Source organism: Streptomyces venezuelae (assembly GCF_008642355.1).
Classification (GTDB): domain Bacteria; phylum Actinomycetota; class Actinomycetes; order Streptomycetales; family Streptomycetaceae; genus Streptomyces; species Streptomyces venezuelae_B.
In genome coordinates this window covers 408,880-429,250 of record NZ_CP029193.1, presented here as the reverse complement: position 1 = coordinate 429,250, position 20,371 = coordinate 408,880, and the positions used below count along the sequence as shown (strand labels likewise).

Sequence of the window (20,371 nt, the reverse complement as noted above, 5' to 3'; positions counted from 1 at the left end):
TCAGAGCCAGTCGCGGGGCAGCGTCTCGTTCCAGGTGCGGGAGAAGACGCGGCGCTCGCCCTCGTAGCCGTCGAGGGTCGCGTCGACGAAGAAGTTGTCCTCGTCGCACCTGAGTGTCGTCCGGGTCCGCACGCTCACGTCCCAGTCGTCCCGCCGGAACCGCATCGTCCAGTCCGATTCGCCGCCCACCGACGTGAAGTCGTCGCCGGTGGCCGTGTAGCGCTCGAAGGCGCGGCAGCCGACGTCGAGCCCGATCTCGTCGTAGCGCACGGTGCCGCGGTCCTTGACGATCTCCAGGGAGGAGTCGTAACCGACCAGATCGCGCTTGACCTCCCAGCGCTGCTCCGGAGGGGTGAGCTGGGTGGTGGCGAGCGGCGGGGTGCCCTCGGGCTCACCGAACGGCCGCTGGGGCGCGTTGTCCGGCTCCGTCGTCGGGCGCACCGGCAGGCGCAGCGCGCTGGAACCCTCGTACACGCTGAGCAGCACGGGACGCGGCGGCGGCCAGGCCAGCGGCCAGTAGGACGTCGACAGGGAGAGCCGGATCCGGTGCCCCGGCGGGAACGACTGGGCGACGCCGTTGAGCTGGAGCGTCGCGCGGTAGCGGCGGCCCGGTTCGAGGGGCTCGGGCTCGCCCGTGCCTTCCCTGTGCGTCAGGTTGAGGACGCCGTACGTCACCCGGGTGGCGCGGCCGTCGGGGGCGACGTCGGAGATCCGGGCGGCGACCGTGGCCACCGGCTCACTGACCGACAGGTCCAGTTCGACGGTCGGCGAACCGAGGATCTCCACCGTCTCGGTCAGCTCCGGAGAGTCGAAGACGAGGGAGCCGCCGTCCTCCTCGCGCTGGTCGTAGGGCAGGTCCGGCGGCGCGTTGTAGGAGGCCCACTTGCCGGCGAACTGGCCGACGGAGAGCGGCGACTGCACGGTCATGGCCTCGCCCGTCTCCGCCTCTCCCGCCATCAGGATGCGGTGCCGCGCCAGCGGGTGGCTGACCTGCTCGATGTGCGGGGAGGGCCAGTCCGGCTCGCCGACCCAGCGCCCGGGGCGTTCCTCGTACGACGTGGAGGGCGGGACGCTCTCCTGCATCCAGGCCCTCAGCATCGGGCCGTCCATCACGCCGTTGTCCTCGCCCTTGAGCCAGTGGTCCCACCAGCGCACCACCTCTTGCAGGTAGCCGATGGCGGGGCCGGGCTCGCCCAGGTGCGGGTACTTGTGGGACCACGGGCCGATGAGGCCCTTGCGGGGCACGTCGAGGTGGGCGAGGAGCCGCGTGACGGCGTTGGAGTAGCCGTCCGCCCAGCCGCTGGAGGCGAGGACGGGGCACTGGACGCTCCGGTAGTCCTCGCAGACCGAGGCGTGCCGCCAGTACGCGTCGCGGCGCTGGTGGCGCAGCCACTCCAGGACCCACGGCTTGGCGTGGTCGAGCCGCTCCCGCCACATGTCCCGCCAGCGGTCGCCGACCACGGCGGGGTCCGGCGGGCACGTGGCGTAGGCGAACATGGTGCCCGCCTCGGCGAGGTTGTCCGACAGCATCGCGCCGCCCATGTAGTGCATGTCGTCGGCGTAGCGGTCGTCCGTGAACGAGGAGAGCACGACGGCGCGCAGGCTCGCGGGCCGCCGGGCCGCGACCTGAAGGGCGGCGAACGCGCCCCAGGAGATGCCCATCATGCCCGTCGAGCCGTCGCACCAGGGCTGCTCGGCCAGCCAGGCGAGCACCTCCTCGGCGTCCGTCTGCTCCTGCTCCAGGTACTCGTCCGTGAGCACGCCCTCGGACTCGCCGGTGCCGCGCAGATCGACCCGCACGCACGCGTACCCGTGCCCCGCGATGTACGGGTGGTGGATCGAGTCGCGCTGCGAGCTCAGGTCGCGCTTGCGGTACGGGATGTACTCCAGGATCGCGGGCACCGGATCGTCCTCCGAGCAGGTGGGACGCCAGATGCGGGCCGACAGCCGGACGCCGTCGGACATGGGGATGACGACGTGTTCTTCTTCTTTCGTCGCGTACGGGAGATTGCCCACGTAACGCATGGGGGAGGGCCGTCCTCTCGGTCGCTTTCCCGCCGGGGGAAGGGCGGGTTCTGTTCTGGTTGCCGCTGAAGTCCGCTCTAGTCGTTGGTGAGGTCGCGGCCGCCGGGCTCGGTGTCGTCGAAGACAAGGCCCAGCGCGGCGACGCACCGGTCGTACTTGCGGCGCAGGTCCTGCTCGCTGTCGCCGCCGGTGCTGATGTGGGCCAGCTCGAAGCTGTAGCTGTCCTGGTGGGTGACCTCGGACAGCTTCCTGCCCTCCTCGGCGAGCACGTCGACGCTCACGCCGGGGATCTCGTGCTCGATCCGCTCGATCTCCTCGGGCGTCGGCACCTGGTGCGACACGCCGTCGGCGAACCACCGGTAGTACCACTTGGCCGCCGCCTTGTAGGGGCCCGCGCGGTGGGGGAGAGCGGGGTCCTCGTCGAAGGCGAGGCTGACCATGCAGTGGTGGTTGGGCACACCGTCGACGTACGCGAAGAGCTCCGCGTGGGCCTGCGAGTGCCTGGGGTTGATCTCCAGGAGGTTGATGGCGTCCGTGCTCGGGTCATAGAAGTACTCGATGCTGAACGTCGCCGCGTCCATGCCGATCTGCCGCATCACCCGCTCCGACACGTCGTGCAGGCGCTGCACCACGGGCCCCGGCAGGGCGGAGGGGTACTGGTGGCGGAGGAAGCACGAGGAATCGGGGTAGTTGATGGAGTCCAGGACTCCGTAGATGGTCACCTCGCCCCGGTGGACGTATCCCTCCACGGCTACCTGGACGCCGGACAGCGCCTCCTCCGCGAGACACACCTCCGCGCCGACGCCCTCCATCTCGGGGGGCAGGTCCACCTGCCGCATTATGTGCTCGAAGGGGCGGCCGACGCGGCTGATCCCCGCCTTGATCCGGGCACAGGCCTCGCGGAACTCGTCCTCGTCCTTCACGCTGTACGCCAGCTCGGAGGAATAGGACAGCGCGGGCTTCAGCCACATCGGGAACCGCACGCCCTCGGGCGGCCGAGGCTCGTCCGCGTCCAGGTCGACCCGGCCGAAGCGCGGGTGCTCGTCGATGACCTTCTGCTGCTCCAGCCTGCTCCAGTACTTGTGCTCACACTTGACCACCGACTCCAGGCTGGTGTGGCGCGTGCCGTAGCGGTCGCCCAGGATCGCCACGAGCGTGCTGACGGGGAAGTCCCAGTAGCCGACGATCGCGTCGATGCTGCCGTCGAACGAGTCGAGGATGCCCTGTGCCTTCTCAAGGAGCGCCGGTACGGAGACCTCGCCGCCCTGCAGCTCCTCGACGGTGAGCAGCGGGTGGAAGCGGTAGGACTCGGCGTGGGGGATGTCGCTCAGAGTGGGCAGGTTCGCGTCGTCGAGGCCGATGACGAAAACGTTCTTCGGCTGTGCCTGTGGGTGTGCGGTCACGGAAGATCCTCCTGTCGTGGTGGAGGCGGCCGAGTACCCAAGGCCTACAAAGGCACACGTCAGGGAGGTGATCGGCGGGACGCGGGGGAGGGAGCCATGCTCCTTCGCGCGTCGCGGTGGACACGCCTGCCACCCGCGGCATGCCCCCTGGTCCGCTGCTCGCCGTCGTCCGTCACTGGGGACACCGCATGCCGGGCGCGGTCTTCGCCGTGTCGTCACCCAGGCCGTCGCAGTGCTGTTCGGCACCCTCGCCGCCGCCCTGCCCGCACGCCCCTCGACGTCGTCGCCCTCGCCGGAAACCTCAGACCGGCAGCAGGCGTGTGATCAGCGTGCTGAGCTGTCGGGCGTTGCGGCACTCGTACATCTCGACGAGTTCGGCGTACGCGTACGCCGCCGAGTCCCCGGTCGACCACTGTGTGCGTGCCTCGGGGTTGAGCCAGTACACCCGGCGGGACCGCTCCGCGATGTTCCGCAGGGCGGGGAGATTGGGGTCGCTCATGTTCGTGCGGGCGTCGCCGAGGACGAGGACGGTGGAGCGCGGGCCCACCGCGTCGACGTACCGCTCGGCGAACTCACCCAGCGACGTGCCGTAGTCGCTGCTGCCGTGCCACCCCGTCACCGTCGCCTCGCCCAGGATGCGGGCGCCGAGGCCCGCCGGGTCGGCGTTTCCGTGCGCGACCAGGTCCGTCACCTCGTCGACCCGGTTGACGAAAGCGAACACGCGGACCTTGCTGAACTGGTCGTGCAGCGCCTGCACCAGCAGCATCGTGAAGTTCGCGAAGCCGGCGACCGATCCGGACACGTCGCAGAGCAGGACGAGTTCGGGGCGTGCGGGACGGCGGCGCCGCAGCACGGGACGCATCGGCACACCGCCCGTCGACAGCGATCCGCGCAGGGTGCGGCGCAGGTCGATGCTGCCGTGCGCGGCCCTGCGGCGCCGGGCCGCGAGGCGTGTCGCGAGCTTGCGGGCGAGTGGATGCACCGCCCGGCGGAGTTCGTCCAGCTGTGCCCGGCCCGCGAGGAGGAAATCGACGCGGTCGGCGGTGGTGGTCACGGCCCGGCGTGCGATCTCCTCGGTGCCGCGCCGCTCGGCGACCCTGCGGCGCGCCTCGGTCCGTACGCGCTCACGGAAGCCCTCGATGCGGCGCCGGACCTCGTCGGCGAGCAGCCGGTCGGTGAACGCGGGCCGCTCTGTTCCCGGTTCGGCGGCCGACTCCGCGCGGAGGGCGGCGAGGACGCGCGCGAGCAGCGTCTCCGGCCGCACCCTGCTCAGCGTCTGGTACGAGGACCAGCCGTCGCCCCCCTGGCCGAAGGAGCCGTAGGCGCCGAAACCGTCGACGGCCTCGCCCGCCAGCCGGGCGAGGAGCGCCTGGTCGTCCGCGGCGAGCGCGGCGACGAGCCGTTCGCGCAGCGCGTCCCGGTCCCCGTCCCCGCGTACCGGCACGCCCACGCCCGCCGGAAAGTACAGATCGAAGACGGGGTCGAAGACCGCGCGCTGGCTCTCCCGGTGGAGCAGCGCGGCGGCGAGCCCTTCCCTGGCCCGCTCCCGGTCGGCGAGACCGAGCGCCTCCAGGGCGGCAGCCGCGTCCACCGTCTCACCGGGGCCGATGCGCAGGCCGTGCGACCGGAGGGCTTTGACCAGCCCGGTGAGGCGGCCGGTGATCCCGTCGATGGGAAGAGACGGGCCGGTGGACGGCGCCGTCACACCGCGTCCAGATCCAGTTTGGCCGCGGCCTTCAGGACGTCGTCCTGATGCTTGAGCACGACACCGAGGCTGTCGCGCACGACGGTCTCGTCCAGCGTGTCCGCGCCGAGCGCGAGCAGCGTCCGCGCCCAGTCGATGGTCTCGGCGACCGACGGCACCTTCCGCAGGTCCATCGCGCGCAGCGCGCCGACCACCCGCACCACGGAGGCGGCGAGCGCCTCGTCGAGACCGGGCACCTTCATGCGGACGATGCGCCGCTCCAACTCCTCCTCGGGGAAGCCGATGTGGAGGAAGAGGCAGCGGCGGCGCAGCGCCTCGGACAGCTCGCGGCTCGCGTTGGAGGTGAGGACGACGAACGGACGGCGCTCCGCACTGATCGTGCCCAGCTCCGGCACCGTGACCTGGAAGTCGCTGAGGACTTCGAGGAGGAGTCCCTCGACCTCGACGTCGGCCTTGTCCGTCTCGTCGATGAGCAGGACCTTCGGCTCCGCGCCGCGGATCGCGGTCAGCAACGGCCGGGAGAGGAGGAACTCCTCGCTGAAGATGTCGGTGCGCGTCTCGTCCCACGACTCGTCGCGCCCCGCGGTGATGCGCAGCAACTGCTTGGCGTGGTTCCACTCGTACAGGGCGCGGGACTCGTCGACGCCTTCGTAGCACTGGAGCCGCACGAGCCGCGCGTCGGCGACCGCGGCGACGGCTTTCGCCAGCTCCGTCTTGCCGACCCCTGCGGGCCCCTCCACCAGCAGCGGCTTCCCGAGCCGGTCCGCGAGGAACACGGTGGTGGCGACGGCGGGCGAGGCCAGATAGCCGGTGGCGGCCAGACGCGCGGCGACGTCGTCGACGGACGTGAAGTACCCGGTCGTCATGCGGAGTTCTCCTGTGCTCGACGGCTCCACCGGCGCCTCCCCCGGGCCCGGCCCTCGTACCCGATCAGTCGGGGGCACCCTGACACAACGGGCGGACGCCGTTTGCGTCGAACGTCACCCTTCTTGCCGCATCGTGCCGCCGGAGCTCCTGTGGAGCGGGCCGTTACCGGTCGGAACGCGTTATGAGTTAAAAAGGCGGTAAATGATTCAACGCGGTGGCATCGGTTCCACCAGGACGCGCGCCGGGGGCGGACATGGCAGGGCACGGCATACCCGAGGTCTATCTCGAGGGCTATGACCAGATCCTCGCCGCCGCGGCGGCGACCGGGCGGCGGCTGACCCGCGACGAGCTGGACTCGCGGCGTGCGCTGGGGGAGCGGGCGGCGGAGGCGGGGCTCGGGCTGCGGGCGCTGGTGGGTGCGCACCTCTCGGCGACCCGCGGGCACTGGCCCGCCGCCGGGGACGCCGACCGTGTGCTGGCCGCCGTCGAGCAGGCCGTGGACGCCCTCGCCGAGGGGTACGAGCGGGCGCAGCGCCTGGCGGTCCGTCAGCAGGAGGCGGCCCGGCGGGAGTTCATCGACGACCTGCTCCACGGACGCAGCGACCTCGGCAGGCTCGCCGAACGCGCCGAACGGTTCGGGCTGCGCCTCTCCTACGAACACGCGGTCGCCGTCGCCCAGGGCCCGTGCGGCTACGAGGAGGGGGACGCCGTGCCGCGCGAGGTGGAGAGCGCCCTCGTCGGCCGGTTCGGCAACCGCAGCATCCTGCTCACGACGAAGGAGGGCCGGCTGGTCTGCATCGCCCCCGGCGACCAGGGCGAGGTCCTCGCCTTCTTCGCCAAGCACGCGTATGCCGCCATCGACGGCGCCCGCGTCGTCATCGGCCGCCCGCAGCCGGGTCCGGGCGGCGTCGTCCAGTCGTACGAGGAAGCACTCAACGCCCTGGACCTCGCGGAGCGCCTGGAGCTCGACGAGCCCGTGCTGCACGCCGCCGACCTGCTGGTCTACCCCGTACTGACCCGCGACCGGCAGGCCATGGCCGATCTGGTGGTCCATACGCTCGGCCCGCTGCAGCAGGCCCGCGGCGGCGCGCGGCCCCTCATCGACACGCTCACCGCGTTCTTCGACTCCGGCTGCGTCGCGGCGGAAGCGGCCCGCCGCCTCTCCTTGAGCGTGCGCGCCCTGACGTACCGTCTGGAGCGCATCCACCGGCTCACCGGCGCCAATCCGGCCGATCCCGTGCACCGCTACACGCTCCAGACCGCCGTGATCGGGGCCCGCCTGCTCGACTGGCCCGACCAGCCGTTCTAGCCGGTGGTGTCAGCCGAGGCGCGGGATCTCGATGGCCGGGCAGCGGTCCATGACCATGTCCAGACCCGCGGCGCGCGTCCTGTCGTACGCCGCCTCGTCGATCACGCCCAGCTGGAACCAGACCGCCCGCGCACCGGCGGCGACCGCGTCGTCGGCGACCCGGCCCGCCAGTGAGCTGTTCACGAAGACGTCCACCACGTCGACCGGGAACGGCACGGCGGACAGGGACGCGTACCCCTGCTCGCCGTGGACCGTTTCGGCCTTGGGGTGGACGGGGACCACGCGCTTGCCGAAGTGCTGCAGGACCGACGCGACGCGGAACGCCGCCCGGTCGCGGTTGTTCGACAGTCCCACGACGGCCCAGGTGTCGCCGCGCTCCGTCAGGATCCTGCGCACCGTCTCGTCGTCGCCGTACATGGCCTGCCTCCTCGTATGTCGCGCTCGTCTGTCGCGTTCGTGCGTCGCGGCGGGATTGCCGTCAGGTCCGTGCCCGTGTCAGACGTTCACGCCGAAGTCCGACGCGATGCCGCGCAGCCCACTGGCATAACCCTGGCCGACCGCGCGGAATTTCCACTCCGCACCGTGCCGGTAGAGCTCGCCGAAGACCATGGCGGTCTCCGTGGATGCGTCCTCCGACAGGTCGTAGCGCGCGATCTCCGCGTTGTCCGCCTGGTTCACCACGCGGATGAACGCGTTGCGGACCTGGCCGAAGCTCTGGCCGCGGTTCTCGGCGTCGTGGATGGACACCGGGAAGACGATCTTCGAGATGTCGGCGGGCACCTGCGCGAGGTTCACCTTCACGGCCTCGTCGTCGCCCTCGCCCTCACCGGTGAGGTTGTCGCCGGTGTGCTCGACGGAGCCGTCCGGGCTCGTCAGGTTGTTGTAGAAGACGAAGTGCTGGTCGGAGACGACCTTGCCCGACTCGTCGCAGAGCAGGGCGCTGGCGTCGAGGTCGTAGTCCGTGCCGGTCGTGGTGCGCACGTCCCAGCCCAGGCCGACCACGACGGCGGTGAGGCCCGGGGCCTCCTTGCTGAGCGAGACGTTGCCGCCCTTGGCCAGCGAAACTCCCACGATGTCCTCCTACGTCCGAAGTTCTGGATCGGGTTGTCGATCTGGTTCCGACTCCCAGAAATCTACAGGACTGTAGAAGTGGGCGGTGGGGCGGCGTCCCGTAGGATCGCGGGCATGACGCACCACGACGAGCACGACGCGCACGGCGAGCGCGACGCGCGAGACGAGCGGCAGCCGCGACTGCGTCGGCGCGCGCAGGGCGAGCTGGAGTCACAGGTGCTCGCCGCGCTGCACACCGCGCGCGGACCCGTCAGCGCGGCCTGGGTGCAGGAGCGGATCGGCGGGGACCTCGCGTACACCACCGTCATGACGATCCTGACCCGTCTCCTCGCGAAGGACGTCGTCACGCGCGAGCGCGCGGGCCGCTCCTTCGCGTGGACGCCCGCGTCGGACGAGGCCGGACTCGCCGCCTTCCGGATGCGCAAGGTGCTCGACGGCGAGAGCGACCGCGAGGCCGTGCTCGCCAGCTTCGTCACGACGCTCACCCCCGACGACGAACAGCTCCTGCGCGACCTGCTCGGGCAGGCCGGCGCCGAGGCCGACGACTGACGCCTGACAAGGGCTGTTCGCAGATGGGGGTTATCCGCTGATGGGCGTCTTCGTCTTCCTGCCGCTCGTGCTGCCGCTGACCGCGTGGCCGATCGCCCGCCTCGCCGAACAGCACCTCCACCCGCGCACCGCGACACGGCTGCTCACCGCCGTCGCCGGGGTGATGGCGCTGTGCAGCACGCTCTGCCTCGCCCTGCTGATGGTCGTCGGCACCGCCCAGCTGCCCGGCAACCCGCTGCCCGACGGCTGGTCCGACCCCGAGGTGCGCGCCGCCGTCCCCTACGACGAGGTGGCGGGGAAGGCCGCGATCCCCGCGCTGCTCGTCGTGTGCGCGGCATGCCTGCGCACACTCTGGCGGCACGCCCGAGTGCGCCGTCGCGGGCGCCGCGCCCTCGAAGGCCTGCGCGGCGGCTCCGTCGCGGTCGTCGCCGACGAGGCGTCGTACGCCTATGCCCTGCCCTCGCGCCGCGGCGGCCGCGTCGTCGTCACCACCGGGATGCTGTCCCGGCTCGCAGCCCCGGAGCGCCGCGCGCTGTTCGCCCACGAGCGGGCGCATCTCTCGGCGCGGCACCACCGGCACCTGCTCGTCACACAGCTCGCTGCCCGCGCCAACCCTTTCCTGCGGCCGCTGCGCACCTCCGTCGCCTTCGCCGCGGAGCGCTGGGCCGACGAGGCGGCGGCGCGTGCGGTGCGCGACCGGCGGGTCGTCGCCCGCGCGATCGGCAAGGCCGCGCTGGTCTCCCGGAGCACGCCCGCGCCGACCCTCGCCGGGCTCGCGGCGCCGGGGCCCGTGCCGCGCCGCGTCGCCGCGCTGCTCGCTCCGGCGCCGGCCGCGGCCACCCGGCCGTCCGTGTTCACGGGGGTGGGGCTCGCCCTGTGGTCCGCCGCGTTCGGCACCGCGGTGTCCGCGATGTCCTCGGCGAACTCCGCGGTCACGATGGTCCTCATCCTGCGGGCGGCCACGCCGCTCTGACGGCCGATCGCGGTGGAGAGCCGTGGTGGACCGCCACGGTGCGGCGGCCCGCCGGGAGGACTACAGGTCGAACTCGTGCGGCGGCAGGTCCAGCGCGAAGCACGCCTCGCGCACGACGGCCTGCTCGTCCTTGTCGAAGTCGCCGTCGGCACCGCCGATGACGATGCCGATCTGGATCACCGCGCGAGCCTCGGCCGGCTTCTTCTTCGCCTTGGCGACCTCCTGGAGCACGCTCACCTTGCCGAACGCGAAGTCGGCGGTCAGCTTGTCCACGTACTCGTCGAAGCGGCGGCGCAGGTCGTCGGCGGGGAAGTTCTGCAGCACTTCGTTCGTGCCGATCAGCTGCGCGACACGCTGGCGCTCGGACGGGTCGACGGTGCCGTCCGCCGCCGCCACCAGGGCGCACATGGCCATGCTCGCGTCGCGGAAGGCTCCGCTCTTCAGGTCGTTCTTCTTCGCCATCAGCTGGGTCTGCATCGTCGATGCGGATTCCTTGACGCGGTCCCACAGGGCCATGGGGAGACTCCATAAACGTATCGATGTATCAGGGGTGTTGGACGAGGGCCCCGGTACGCTGCGCGCAGGCCCGGGTCCCCGCCAGTTTCTACAACAGAGTAGAAACTAGCAGTCGGGCCGAGAAGTTCCCGCCCAGCGGAAGGTGCGCGTGATGACTCCGACGGCACAAGAACTCCTGCGGACCACGGCAGCCCGCCTCGCCCTCGACCCGGACAGGAACCCGGTCGTGCCGCGCGTCGCCGACGGCCGGGCGGAGCTGCGGACCCTCGCGCTCCTGGCATTGGAACAGCGGCATGTGATCCCCTCGGACCGACGCTCGTTCCAGCACCTGGCCCGGCGGGCCGCCGAGTCGAAGGACCTGGAGTCGGCCGCCTTCTTCGAGACCCTCGCCGACGGGGAGAGCCTCGCCAGGGAGCGGCTCGACCCGCTGTTCGAGGCGTGCGGAGTGAGCAGGTCGGAGGCGGCGACATACGAACCGCACCCCGGCTGCCAGGCCTACCCGGCGTACGTCGCCTGGCTCGCCCTGAACGGCGAACCGGCCGACGTCGTCCTCGCCCTCACCGCCAACTTCGCCGCCTGGGGCCGGTCCTGCGCCGCGGTCGCCCGCGGGCTGCGCGAGCACTACGGCTTCGACGACGAGGCGTGCGGGTTCTTCGACCTGTTCGCCGAGCCCGCCCCGGACCTCGACCGGCAGGCACTCGCCGCGGTACGGGCGGGGATCGACCGAGACCGTGTCACAACGGCCCACCTGCGGTTCGGCCGGCTCCTCGCGCACTACGAGGAGATGTTCTGGACGACTCTCGCGGAGCGCGAGAGCGGGGCCGCCGGGCGCCGTTGACCCGCGCCTCCACTGCCTCACTCGGTGCCCTCTTCCCAGATGATCCCCCGCACAGTACGGTCCTGGCAGCCCCGGACCGAAGGGTTTCGTCGTGGAAGTACGCGCGTGACCGCACCCACCTCCTCCGAACCCGCTTCCTCCGCGCCCGGCGACGCCGCCCGTCTCAGCGGCGGCGCCATCGGCACCGGCGACCTCGTGTTCTTCGTCGTCGCGGCCGCCGCCCCGCTCACCGTGATGGCGGGCGTGGCCCCCATCGCCATCGGCATGGCGGGCGAAGCGGCGCCGCTCGGCTACCTCCTCTCCGGACTGCTCCTCGCCGTCTTCGCCGCCGGGTTCACGGCCATGAGCCGGTTCGTGCGGAACGCGGGCGCCTTCTACGCGTACATAGGACGGGGGCTCGGGCGCCCCGCGGGAGCGGGTGCCGCATACGTCGCCCTCGTCGCGTACAACGCCATCGAGGTCGGACTGCTCGCCGCCTTCGGACGGTTCACCGAGTCCGGCTTCGAGGACCTCACCGGTGTCCGCGTGGCCTGGTGGATCTGGGCGACGACGGGTCTGCTCGCCATCGGCGTCCTCGGCTACCTCAGGGTCACCCTCAGCGCCAGGATCCTCGGTGTCGCGCTCGTCCTGGAAGTCCTCGTGCTCTTCGTCTTCGCAGCGGGCGTCCTCGCGCACGGGGGCGGTCCGCAGGGGCTCGACTTCGGCACGCTCTCGCCCACCGGTCTCGGCGAGCCGGGCGTCGGCGGCATGTTCGTCCTGGCCATCGGAGCGTTCATCGGCTTCGAGGCGACGGCGATCTACGCGGAGGAGGCACGGCGGCCCGAGCGGACCGTGCCGCGTGCCACCTATGTGGCGGTGGCGTTCCTCGCCCTCTTCTACACCTTCACCGTCTGGATGATCATCAACGCGTACGGATCCGACCGCGCCCGAGCCGTCGCCTCCGGGGACGGCGGCGCCGACATGGTGTTCTCCGCCACCGAACGGTTCGCCGGTGCCTGGGCCGCCGACTCCATGCACGTGCTGATCATCACCAGCGCCTTCGCCGCCACGCTGGCCTTCCACAACGGCGCCGCCCGCTACTTCTACGCCCTGGGCAGGGAGGGCCTGCTGCCCGCCGGGCTCGGCACGGTGTCGCCGAGGACGCGCGCGCCGGCCGTCGCGGTGCTCACGCAGTCGGCCGTCGCGCTCGCCGTGATCGCCGCGACACTGACCGGCGGCGCCGATCCGTACAGCGTCACCTTCCTGTGGAGCAGCGGCACGGGCATCCTCGGCGTGATGCTGCTGCAGGCACTCGCGGCGCTCGCCGTGTACGGGTTCTTCCGGCGCGACCGGCGAGGCGTGCCGTCCTGGCGCGTGGTCGCGGCGCCGCTGCTGGCCTGCGCGGGGCTCGCCGTCATGATCGTCCTGGTCTGCGCCGACCTCGACCTGCTCACCGGGGCGTCCAGGGGTGTCAACGTGGCGCTGATCGCTCCGTTGCCGCTGGTGTTCGTGGGGGGAGTCGGGGTGGCGCTGCGCATCCGGCGGCGCGCACCGGAGGCGTACGAGCGACTGACGACCGTGGACGCCGACCGTGCCTGAACCGCCTGAACGATCCGAAGGAGACACCGACCTCATGACGGCAGCGACCCTGGTCTTCCTCGGCACGGTCCGCACCGGAAGCGACGCCCCCGCCACCACCGCCCTCGCCGTGCGCGACGGCCGCGTCCTCGCGCTCGGTGACGAGGCCCGCGCCCTCGCCCGCACCGCCGACGAAGTGATCGACACGGGCGACGGACTGCTGATGGCCGCCTTCGGCGACGGGCACGCGCACCCCCTCTTCGGCGGCCTGGAGACCTTCGGGCCGCAGATCAAGGAGCTGGACTCCGTCGAAGCGATCGTCGCCGAGGTCGGCCGGTGGGCGCGGCGGCACCCCGAGGCGCAGTGGATCGTCGGCGCCTCCTACGACCCCGCGCTCGCGCCCGACGGCGAGTTCGACGCGCGCTGGCTGGACGCCGCGGTGCCCGATCGGCCCGTCGTCCTGCGCGCCCACGATTACCACACCGTGTGGTGCAACACCGAGGCGCTGCGCAGGGCAGGGGTCACGGAGGCGACTCCGGAGCCGCGGCTCGGCTGGATCGTGCGCCGCGCGGACGGCACCCCGCTCGGCACCCTCCGCGAATGGCACGCCTGCGACCTCGTGCTCGACCAGGTGCCCGCGCGGGACGAGGACGAGCTGGTGGAGGCGATCCGGCGCGCCGGACACGCATACGCGCGCGCGGGCATCACGTGGGTCCAGGACGCCTGGGTCGAACCGGAGATGGCCGACGCGTACCTCGCCGCCGTCCGGCGCGGGGCCCTCGCCCTCCGCGTCGACCTCGCCCAGCGCGCCGACCCCGACCGCTGGCGCGAACAGCGCGGGCCGTTCGCGGCGACCCGTACGCGCGTGGCGGCCGAGGGCGGGGAACTGCTCACCGCGCGGACGGTGAAGTACTTCAGCGACGGCGTCGTCGAGGGCGGCACGGCCGCCATGCTCGCCCCCTACGTGGACGCCCCGCACAGCTGCGGCATGCCGGTGTGGGAGCCGAGCGCGCTCGCCGAGGCGGTGCGGGCCTTCGACGCCGACGGCTTCCGGACGCACATCCACGCCATCGGGGACGCCGGGGTGCGCGCCGCGCTGGACGCCGTCGAGTCCGCGATCGCCGCCAACCCGGCCTGGGACCGGCGCCCGGTGATCACCCACGTCCAGATCGTCGACCCGGCCGACCTGCCGCGCTTCGCCGAGCTCGGCGTCATCGCCAACTTCGAGCCCCTGTGGGCGCAGCCGGACCCGCTCCAGACCGAGCTGTCCGTCCCGCGGATCGGCGCGGGGCGTGCCGCGCTGCAGTACCCGATGGGTGAGCTGGCGCGGAGCGGCGTACGGCTGTCCTTCGGCAGCGACTGGCCCGTCAGCTCGCACGTACCGCTGGAGGGCATTCAAGTCGCCGTCACCAGACGTACGTTCACGGGCGAACCCGCCGAGGGATGGCTCCCGCACCAGCGGCTCACCGTCGACCAGGCGCTGACGGCCGCCACATCCGGTGTCGCCCACCAGGCGGGCGCCGACGACCGCCTCGCCCTCGTCCCGGGCGCCCCCGCCGACCTGGTCCTGCTCTCCGCGGACCCGCGCACGGCCGACCCGATGGAGATCCGCCACGCGCGCGTGCGCGGCACGTGGCTGGGCGGCAGGCCGACGTACCGGGACCGCGACGCATGACCCGGTCGCCGGATGCCGGCACCCGGTCGCCGGAGGTCAGCGCAGGACGATGGCCGTGGCGGCGATCCCGTCCCGCACGATCCACCGCCCGGAGAACCCCTTCAGCTCGACGCCCGCCACCACGGGCCCCTCGACCAGGAGCCGCGCCGTGAACGTGCCGTCCGGGTCGAGCTCCACCCGGGCGTCCTCGAAGCCGAGCCAGCGACCGGTCAGCGGGAACCACGTCTTGTAGACGGACTCCTTGGCACTGAACAGCAGGCGGTCCCACGGAGTGGCCGACTGCCGTGCGCCGAGCGAGGCCAGCACGGCACGCTCCGTCTCGTCGGCGACCAGGTCCAGGACGTCGGGGTCGCGCAGCGGCTCGCCCGGTTCGGCGTCGACGCCGACGGACGTCACCTCGCCCGCGCGCGCCACGACCGCGGCGCGGTACCCGGCGCAGTGCGTCATGCTGCCGACGACGCCGTCGGGCCAGCCGGGGGCGCCGCGGTGTCCCGGCAGGATCGGCGCGGCCGGCACACCGATGCGGGCCAGAGCGGTGCGGGCGCAGTGCCGCACGGTGGTGAACTCCTTGCGCCGCTTGTCCACCGCATTCGCGACCACGGCCTCCTCCGCCGGGAAGAGGACGGCGTCGGCAGGGTCTTCGTGGGTCTCGACCACCGTGACGGGCACGCCGGCGAGCAGAGTGGCCAAGGGGCCCGCCGGACCGGGGACTTGGTGTGCGGGTATCGAAGGTGACGTCACGGGAGATCACGGTACCGGGTGACCCGCACACGAGTACGGACTGTGGCCTGCGCCACCCGGTCGCCCTCCCGGTGCGGCCTGCCCGCGACGAGCGCATACGCTGGCGTGATGCAGGACGAGTACCGCACAGTGGCCCGCGAGGGCGTGCACGAGACCGAGATCAACCGCTCGCGCTTCCTGTGCGCCCTGGCACCCGCGGCCACCGAGCGGGAGGCCCAGGAATTCGTCGCGCGCATCCGCAAGGAGCACCCGACCGCGAGCCACAACTGCTTCGCGTACGTGATCGGGGCCGACGCCGCCGTGCAGAAGGCGAGCGACGACGGCGAACCCGGCGGCACCGCGGGCGTCCCCATGCTCCAGATGCTGATGCGCCGCGACATGCGGTACGTCGCCGCTGTCGTGACCCGCTACTACGGAGGGGTCAAACTCGGCGCCGGGGGACTCATCCGCGCCTACGGAGGGTCGGTCGGCGAGGCGCTCGACGCCCTCGGCACCGTCACCCGCCGCCGCTTCCGCCTCGCCACCGTCACCGTCGACCACCAGCGCGCGGGCAAGGTCCAGAACGACCTGCGGGCGGCGGGCCGCGAGGTGCGCGACGTCCGCTACGGCGACGCCGTCACGATCGAGATCGGGCTGCCCGACGCCGACGTGGACGCCTTCCGCGGCTGGCTCGCGGACGCCACCGCGGGCAGCGCCGTGCTGGAGCTCGGGGGAGAGGCGTACGGGGATGCCTGACGCACGGGTGCCCGGGGGAGTCGCGGGAGCGGCCGGCCGTGTCGCGGAAGCGGTCGCCCGTGATGCGGGAGTGGCCATCCGTGATGTCCGACCCGCCCGATAGTCTCGGGAATCATGAGGCTGCTGCACACGTCCGACTGGCACCTGGGCCGCTCGTTCCACCGCGTGAACATGCTCGACGCCCAGGCCGCGTTCATCGGCCACCTGTTGGCGACCGTGCGCGAGCGCGACGTGGACGCCGTCGTGGTGGCCGGTGATGTGTACGACAGAGCGGTGCCCCCGCTCGCCGCCGTCGAGCTCTTCGACGACGCCCTGCACCGCCTCGCCGACCTCGGCGTGCCGACGGTCATGATCTCCGGGAACCACGACTCGGCGCGCCGCCTCGGCGTCGGCGCCGGCCTCATCGACCGCGCGGGCATCCACCTGCGCACCGACCCGGCTGCCTGCGCGGACCCGGTGATCCTCACCGACGCCCACGGGGACGTGGCGTTCTACGGCCTGCCCTACCTCGAACCGGCCCTGGTGAAGGACGAGTTCGCGGTGGACAGAGCGGGACACGAGGCGGTCATCGGCGCCGCCATGGACCGCGTCCGGGCCGACCTGGCGGGCCGCGCGCCCGGCACCCGCTCCGTCGTCCTCGCCCACGCCTTCGTCAGCGGCGGTCACGTCAGCGACAGCGAGCGGGACATCACGGTCGGCGGGGTGGCGGCCGTGCCCGCGGAAGTCTTCGACGGCGTGGACTACGCGGCCCTGGGCCACCTGCACGGCAGCCAGACCCTCGGCGAGCGCGTGCGCTACTCGGGTTCGCCCCTGCCGTACTCGTTCTCCGAGGCCGACCACCGCAAGAGCATGTGGCTCGTCGACATCGGTCCCGACGGGCACGTCCAAGCCGAGCGCGTCGACTGCCCGGTGCCGCGCGCGCTCGCCCGCATCCGGGGCACCCTCGACGAGCTGCTCGACGACCCGGACCTCGCCCGCCACGAGGACGCGTGGGTCGAGGCCACCCTCACCGACGCGGTCCGCCCCGACGACCCGATGGCCAGGCTCTGCGAACGCTTCCCGCACACCCTCAGCCTCGTCTTCGCCCCCGACCGGGTCCCGGACGACCCGGACGTCTCGTACGCCCAACGGCTCAAGGACCGCAGCGACCAGCAGATCGCCGAGGACTTCGTGACCCACGTGCGCGGCGCCGGACCGGACGAGCAGGAACAGGAAGTGCTGCGTTCGGCGTTCGACGCGGTCCGCACCGACGCCACGCTGCGCGAGGTCGCCCGATGAGACTCCACCGGCTCCGCATCACCGCCTTCGGACCGTTCGGCACCCCCCAGGACATCGACTTCGACGACCTCAGGGCCGCCGGCCTCTTCCTCCTGCACGGCCCGACCGGCGCGGGCAAGACCTCCGTCCTGGACGCGGTGTGCTACGCGCTGTACGGCTCGGTGCCGGGCGCCCGGCACCAGGGCGGCGGCCAGGGCATGACGCTGCGCAGCGACCACGCCCAGCAGGGCACGCGCACGGAAGTGTGCCTCGAACTGACCGTCGCCGGACGCCGCCTGGAGGTCACCCGGCAGCCCCCGTGGGAGCGCCCCAAGAAGCGTGGCACGGGCACCACCACGGAGAAGGCGCAGAGCTGGCTGCGCGAGTACGACCCCGGGGAGGGCCCGGACGGCGGATGGAAGGCCCTCAGCCGGTCCCACAACGAGATCGGTGAGGAGATCGGCCGGCTCCTCGGCATGAGCAAGGAACAGTTCTGCCAGGTCGTGCTCCTGCCACAGGGCGACTTCGCACGGTTCCTGCGCGCGGACGCCGAGGCCCGCGGCAAGCTGCTCGGGCGCCTCTTCGACACCCACAGGTTCGCCGCCGTGGAACAGCGGCTCGCCGAGCAGCGGCGCACCACCGAAGCCGAGGTCAAGGAGGGCGACGCCGCGCTCCTCGCCGACGCGCACCGCATGCAGCAGGCCGCGAGCGAGGGGGGCAGGGAAGCCGAACTGCCCCTGCCCGGACTCGCGCCCGGCGACCCGGGCCTGGCGGACGCGGTCCTCACCTGGGCGGCCGTCGCCCGCGCGGGAGCCAGGGAGCGTCTCGCCGTCGCCCGTTGCGCACTCGCCGCCGCTGAATCCGCCCAGGCAGGCGCGGAACGCCGACTCGGCGACGTACGCGAACTCGACCGGCTGCAGCGCCGGTTCGCCGACGCGCAGGCGCGCGCCGAGCAGCTCCACGCGCGTGTGGACGAACAGCGCGACCTCGAAGAGCGCCTCGAACGGGCCCGCAAGGCCGAGAAGGTCGCCCCCGCGCTCGGCCTGCGCGACACCGCCGAAGCCGATCACCGCCGCGCCGCGGACGCCGAGGCACGCGCGCGTGCCCGGCTGCCCGAGACGTTCGTGTCCTCCGGCGCGGCGGGCCTCGCCGCCGCCGCGCGCACGGCCGCCGAGGAACTGGGTGGCCTGGCGTCCGCCCGGCGCGCCGAGGGACGCACCGCCGAGATCACCGTCGAGCGCGCCGCGCTGGACCGTCAGGAACGCGCGGACGACGAGCTGCTCCAGGAGGCGTCGGGCTGGCTCGACGGCTGGGAGACGACCCGGGCCACGCTCCAGGAGCGCATCGAGTCCGCCCAGGAGGCCGCGACCCGCGCCGAACGGCTGGGTGGCCTGCTCGCACCCGCCGAGGCCCGCCTGGACGCGGCCCGCCGCCGTGACCGGCTCGCCCACGACGTGGCCGAGGCACAGGAACACGCCCTCGCCGCCCGCGAGTCCGCCACCGCGGCCCGCGAACACTGGCTCGCTCTCAAGGAGCAGCGCCTCACCGGCATCGCCGCCGAACTCGCGGCCCACCTCAGCGACGGCGAACCGTGCGCGGTGTGCGGAGCCACGGAACACCCCGCCCCCGCGCGGAAGGTCGCCGGGCACGTGGACCGGCAGGCCGAGGAGGCGGCGCTCGCCGCCCACCGCCGCGCGGATGAATCCCGGTCGTCCGCAGAGCGTGCCCTCGGCGACGTCAGAGAGTCCCTGGCCGCGGCGAAGGCCGCCGCGCGAGGAGGTCAGGCGGCGCACCCGCACGAGACCGCGCAGGGCGGGCCCCGGACCTCACATGACGGGCCCCTGGACGAGGACCCCACCTCCGACGAACTCGCCGCGTCCGTGGACACGTTGCGGCGCGAGTACACCGAGGCCAGGGGTCTGGCCTCGGGGCTGCACGCCGCCCGTGAGGCCCTGGCACGGGCCGAGCGCGAGTACGACCGCAGACTCGCACAGCAGCAGGAGGCCGCGCGGCGCGCCGCGTCCAGGGCGACCCTGCGCGACGCCCTGGAACGCGAACAGCAGTCCCTCGACGCCGAGTTGACCCGTGCGCGGGGAGCCGCCGGCAGCGTCGCCGACCGTGCCGCCCAGCTGGAGCGGCAGGCCGCCCTGCTCACCGAGGCCGCCGACGCCGTCCGTGCCGCCGACGACACCGCCGAACGCCTCAAGGACGCCGACGCGCGACTCGCCGACGCGGCCTTCCGCGCCGGGTTCGACACGCCGACGGCCGCCGCGGCCGCCCTCCTCGACGACGCCGCGTACCGGCACGTCCAGCACCGCATCGACGCCTGGCGGAACGAGGACGCCGCCGTGCGCTCCGTTCTCGCCGAACCGGACACGGCCGCCGCCGCCCAGCAGCCGCCCGCCGACCTGCGGGCCGCCGGAGAGGCCGCCGAGGCCGCCGCCCGGCGTCTCAGGGACGCGGCCTCCGCACGGGACGCCGCAGCCCGGCGCTGCGCCGAACTCGACCGGCTCTCCGCCCGCACGGCAGCGGCCACGCGCAGGCTGGCGCCGCTGCGCGCCGCGTACGACCGGGTGGCCCGCATGGCCGGTCTCGCCGCCGGCACGTCGGCGGAGAACGAACGCAGGATGCGCCTGGAGTCGTACGTGCTCGCGGCCCGCCTCGAACAGGTCGCGGCGGCGGCGACCGTGCGGCTGCACCGCATGTCGTCCGGCCGCTACACCCTCGTGCACTCCGACGACCGCACCGGGCGAGGGCGTTCGGGCCTCGGGCTCCATGTGGTCGACGCCTGGACGGGCCGCGAGCGCGACACCGCGACCCTTTCCGGCGGCGAGACGTTCTTCGCCTCCCTCGCCCTCGCGCTGGGCCTCGCGGACGTCGTCACCGACGAGGCGGGCGGCGTCCGGCTCGACACGCTCTTCATCGACGAGGGCTTCGGCAGCCTCGACGACCAGACGCTCGACGAGGTCCTCGACGTCCTGGACTCCCTGCGCGAACGGGACCGCAGCGTCGGCATCGTCAGCCACGTCGCGGACCTGCGCCGTCGCGTGCACGCGCAGCTGGAGGTGGTGAAGGGGCGGTCCGGTTCGGCGGTACGCCAACGCGCCGGGGCCTGACGGAACGGTGTCGTCGGCGACGGGGCGCGCAGGT

General features: G+C 73.0%; 17 protein-coding genes. 9 read left to right on the top strand and 8 right to left on the bottom strand.

Translation table 11 applies throughout. The annotated features are described in order from the left end of the window. The 4 genes from DEJ47_RS01870 to DEJ47_RS01855 form a co-directional block, all read right to left on the bottom strand. Positions 1-2,025: a CocE/NonD family hydrolase gene (locus DEJ47_RS01870; protein ID WP_150164260.1), complete on the bottom strand. Its 2,025-nt coding sequence runs from the start codon at positions 2,023-2,025 to the stop codon at positions 1-3. Positions 2,026-2,102: 77 nt separating this feature from the next. After that, entirely contained in the window at positions 2,103-3,428 is a 1,326-nt protein-coding gene (locus tag DEJ47_RS01865; protein ID WP_150164258.1) for an acetyl-CoA carboxylase biotin carboxylase subunit family protein, read from the bottom strand. Positions 3,429-3,729: 301 nt separating this feature from the next. Next, positions 3,730-5,133: a vWA domain-containing protein gene (locus DEJ47_RS01860; protein WP_150164256.1), complete on the bottom strand. Its 1,404-nt coding sequence runs from the start codon at positions 5,131-5,133 to the stop codon at positions 3,730-3,732. Beyond that, complete coding sequence (locus DEJ47_RS01855) at positions 5,130-5,999, bottom strand: AAA family ATPase (protein WP_150164254.1); 870 nt, start codon at positions 5,997-5,999, stop codon at positions 5,130-5,132. The genes DEJ47_RS01860 and DEJ47_RS01855 overlap by 4 nt, the downstream gene beginning before the upstream one ends. A 254-nt stretch (positions 6,000-6,253) precedes the next feature. Here DEJ47_RS01855 and DEJ47_RS01850 point away from each other — a divergent pair, with 254 nt between their 5' ends. Further along, a complete protein-coding gene (locus tag DEJ47_RS01850) occupies positions 6,254-7,309 on the top strand; it encodes a PucR family transcriptional regulator (protein ID WP_150164252.1) in 1,056 nt (351 codons plus the stop codon). 9 nt (positions 7,310-7,318) lie between these two features. Here the strand turns inward: DEJ47_RS01850 and DEJ47_RS01845 are convergent, their stop codons facing one another. Both DEJ47_RS01845 and DEJ47_RS01840 read right to left on the bottom strand, forming a co-directional pair. Beyond that, positions 7,319-7,726 carry a CoA-binding protein gene (locus DEJ47_RS01845; protein ID WP_150164250.1) on the bottom strand — a complete coding sequence of 136 codons (408 nt, stop codon included), beginning with the start codon at positions 7,724-7,726 and terminating at the stop codon, positions 7,319-7,321. A 78-nt stretch (positions 7,727-7,804) separates the two neighbouring features. After that, positions 7,805-8,380, bottom strand: a complete 576-nt coding sequence (locus tag DEJ47_RS01840; RefSeq protein ID WP_150164248.1) for a TerD family protein — start codon at positions 8,378-8,380, stop codon at positions 7,805-7,807. 114 nt (positions 8,381-8,494) lie between these two features. Between DEJ47_RS01840 and DEJ47_RS01835 the strand changes: the two genes are divergently transcribed. Next, entirely contained in the window at positions 8,495-8,929 is a 435-nt protein-coding gene (locus DEJ47_RS01835; RefSeq protein WP_150164246.1) for a BlaI/MecI/CopY family transcriptional regulator, read from the top strand. Positions 8,930-8,969: 40 nt separating this feature from the next. Then, a complete protein-coding gene (locus tag DEJ47_RS01830) occupies positions 8,970-9,902 on the top strand; it encodes a M56 family metallopeptidase (protein WP_150164244.1) in 933 nt (310 codons plus the stop codon). A 60-nt stretch (positions 9,903-9,962) separates the two neighbouring features. Here DEJ47_RS01830 and DEJ47_RS01825 read toward each other — a convergent pair whose 3' ends face one another. Continuing rightward, positions 9,963-10,418: a tellurite resistance TerB family protein gene (locus DEJ47_RS01825; RefSeq protein WP_150164242.1), complete on the bottom strand. Its 456-nt coding sequence runs from the start codon at positions 10,416-10,418 to the stop codon at positions 9,963-9,965. Positions 10,419-10,569: 151 nt separating this feature from the next. On the opposite strand from DEJ47_RS01825, the gene DEJ47_RS01820 reads away from it, so the two are divergent. The 3 genes from DEJ47_RS01820 to DEJ47_RS01810 all read left to right on the top strand — a co-directional run bounded on the left by DEJ47_RS01820 (position 10,570) and on the right by DEJ47_RS01810 (position 14,488). Then, positions 10,570-11,256, top strand: coding sequence for a transcriptional regulator (locus DEJ47_RS01820; protein WP_150164241.1), 687 nt, complete (start codon positions 10,570-10,572; stop codon positions 11,254-11,256). Between the two features lie 105 nt (positions 11,257-11,361). Further along, on the top strand, positions 11,362-12,834 hold the full coding sequence (locus DEJ47_RS01815) for an APC family permease (protein ID WP_223828190.1): 1,473 nt from the start codon (positions 11,362-11,364) through the stop codon (positions 12,832-12,834). A gap of 34 nt (positions 12,835-12,868) precedes the next feature. Next, the gene (locus tag DEJ47_RS01810; RefSeq protein WP_150164237.1) at positions 12,869-14,488 is read left to right on the top strand and encodes an amidohydrolase; all 1,620 of its coding nucleotides are present in this window, start codon (positions 12,869-12,871) and stop codon (positions 14,486-14,488) included. 36 nt (positions 14,489-14,524) lie between these two features. Here the strand turns inward: DEJ47_RS01810 and DEJ47_RS01805 are convergent, their stop codons facing one another. Then, a complete protein-coding gene (locus tag DEJ47_RS01805) occupies positions 14,525-15,178 on the bottom strand; it encodes a 4'-phosphopantetheinyl transferase (RefSeq protein ID WP_150175375.1) in 654 nt (217 codons plus the stop codon). Between the two features lie 159 nt (positions 15,179-15,337). Between DEJ47_RS01805 and DEJ47_RS01800 the strand changes: the two genes are divergently transcribed. The 3 genes from DEJ47_RS01800 (at position 15,338) to DEJ47_RS01790 (ending at position 20,337) form a co-directional block, all read left to right on the top strand. Then, positions 15,338-15,964 (top strand): YigZ family protein, encoded by a 627-nt coding sequence (locus DEJ47_RS01800; RefSeq protein WP_150164235.1) that lies wholly within the window; start codon positions 15,338-15,340, stop codon positions 15,962-15,964. A gap of 114 nt (positions 15,965-16,078) precedes the next feature. After that, positions 16,079-17,242, top strand: coding sequence for an exonuclease SbcCD subunit D (locus tag DEJ47_RS01795; RefSeq protein ID WP_150164233.1), 1,164 nt, complete (start codon positions 16,079-16,081; stop codon positions 17,240-17,242). After that, on the top strand, positions 17,239-20,337 hold the full coding sequence (locus tag DEJ47_RS01790) for an AAA family ATPase (protein WP_150164231.1): 3,099 nt from the start codon (positions 17,239-17,241) through the stop codon (positions 20,335-20,337). Before DEJ47_RS01795 ends, DEJ47_RS01790 begins: the two co-directional genes overlap by 4 nt. Positions 20,338-20,371: the final 34 nt, after the last annotated feature.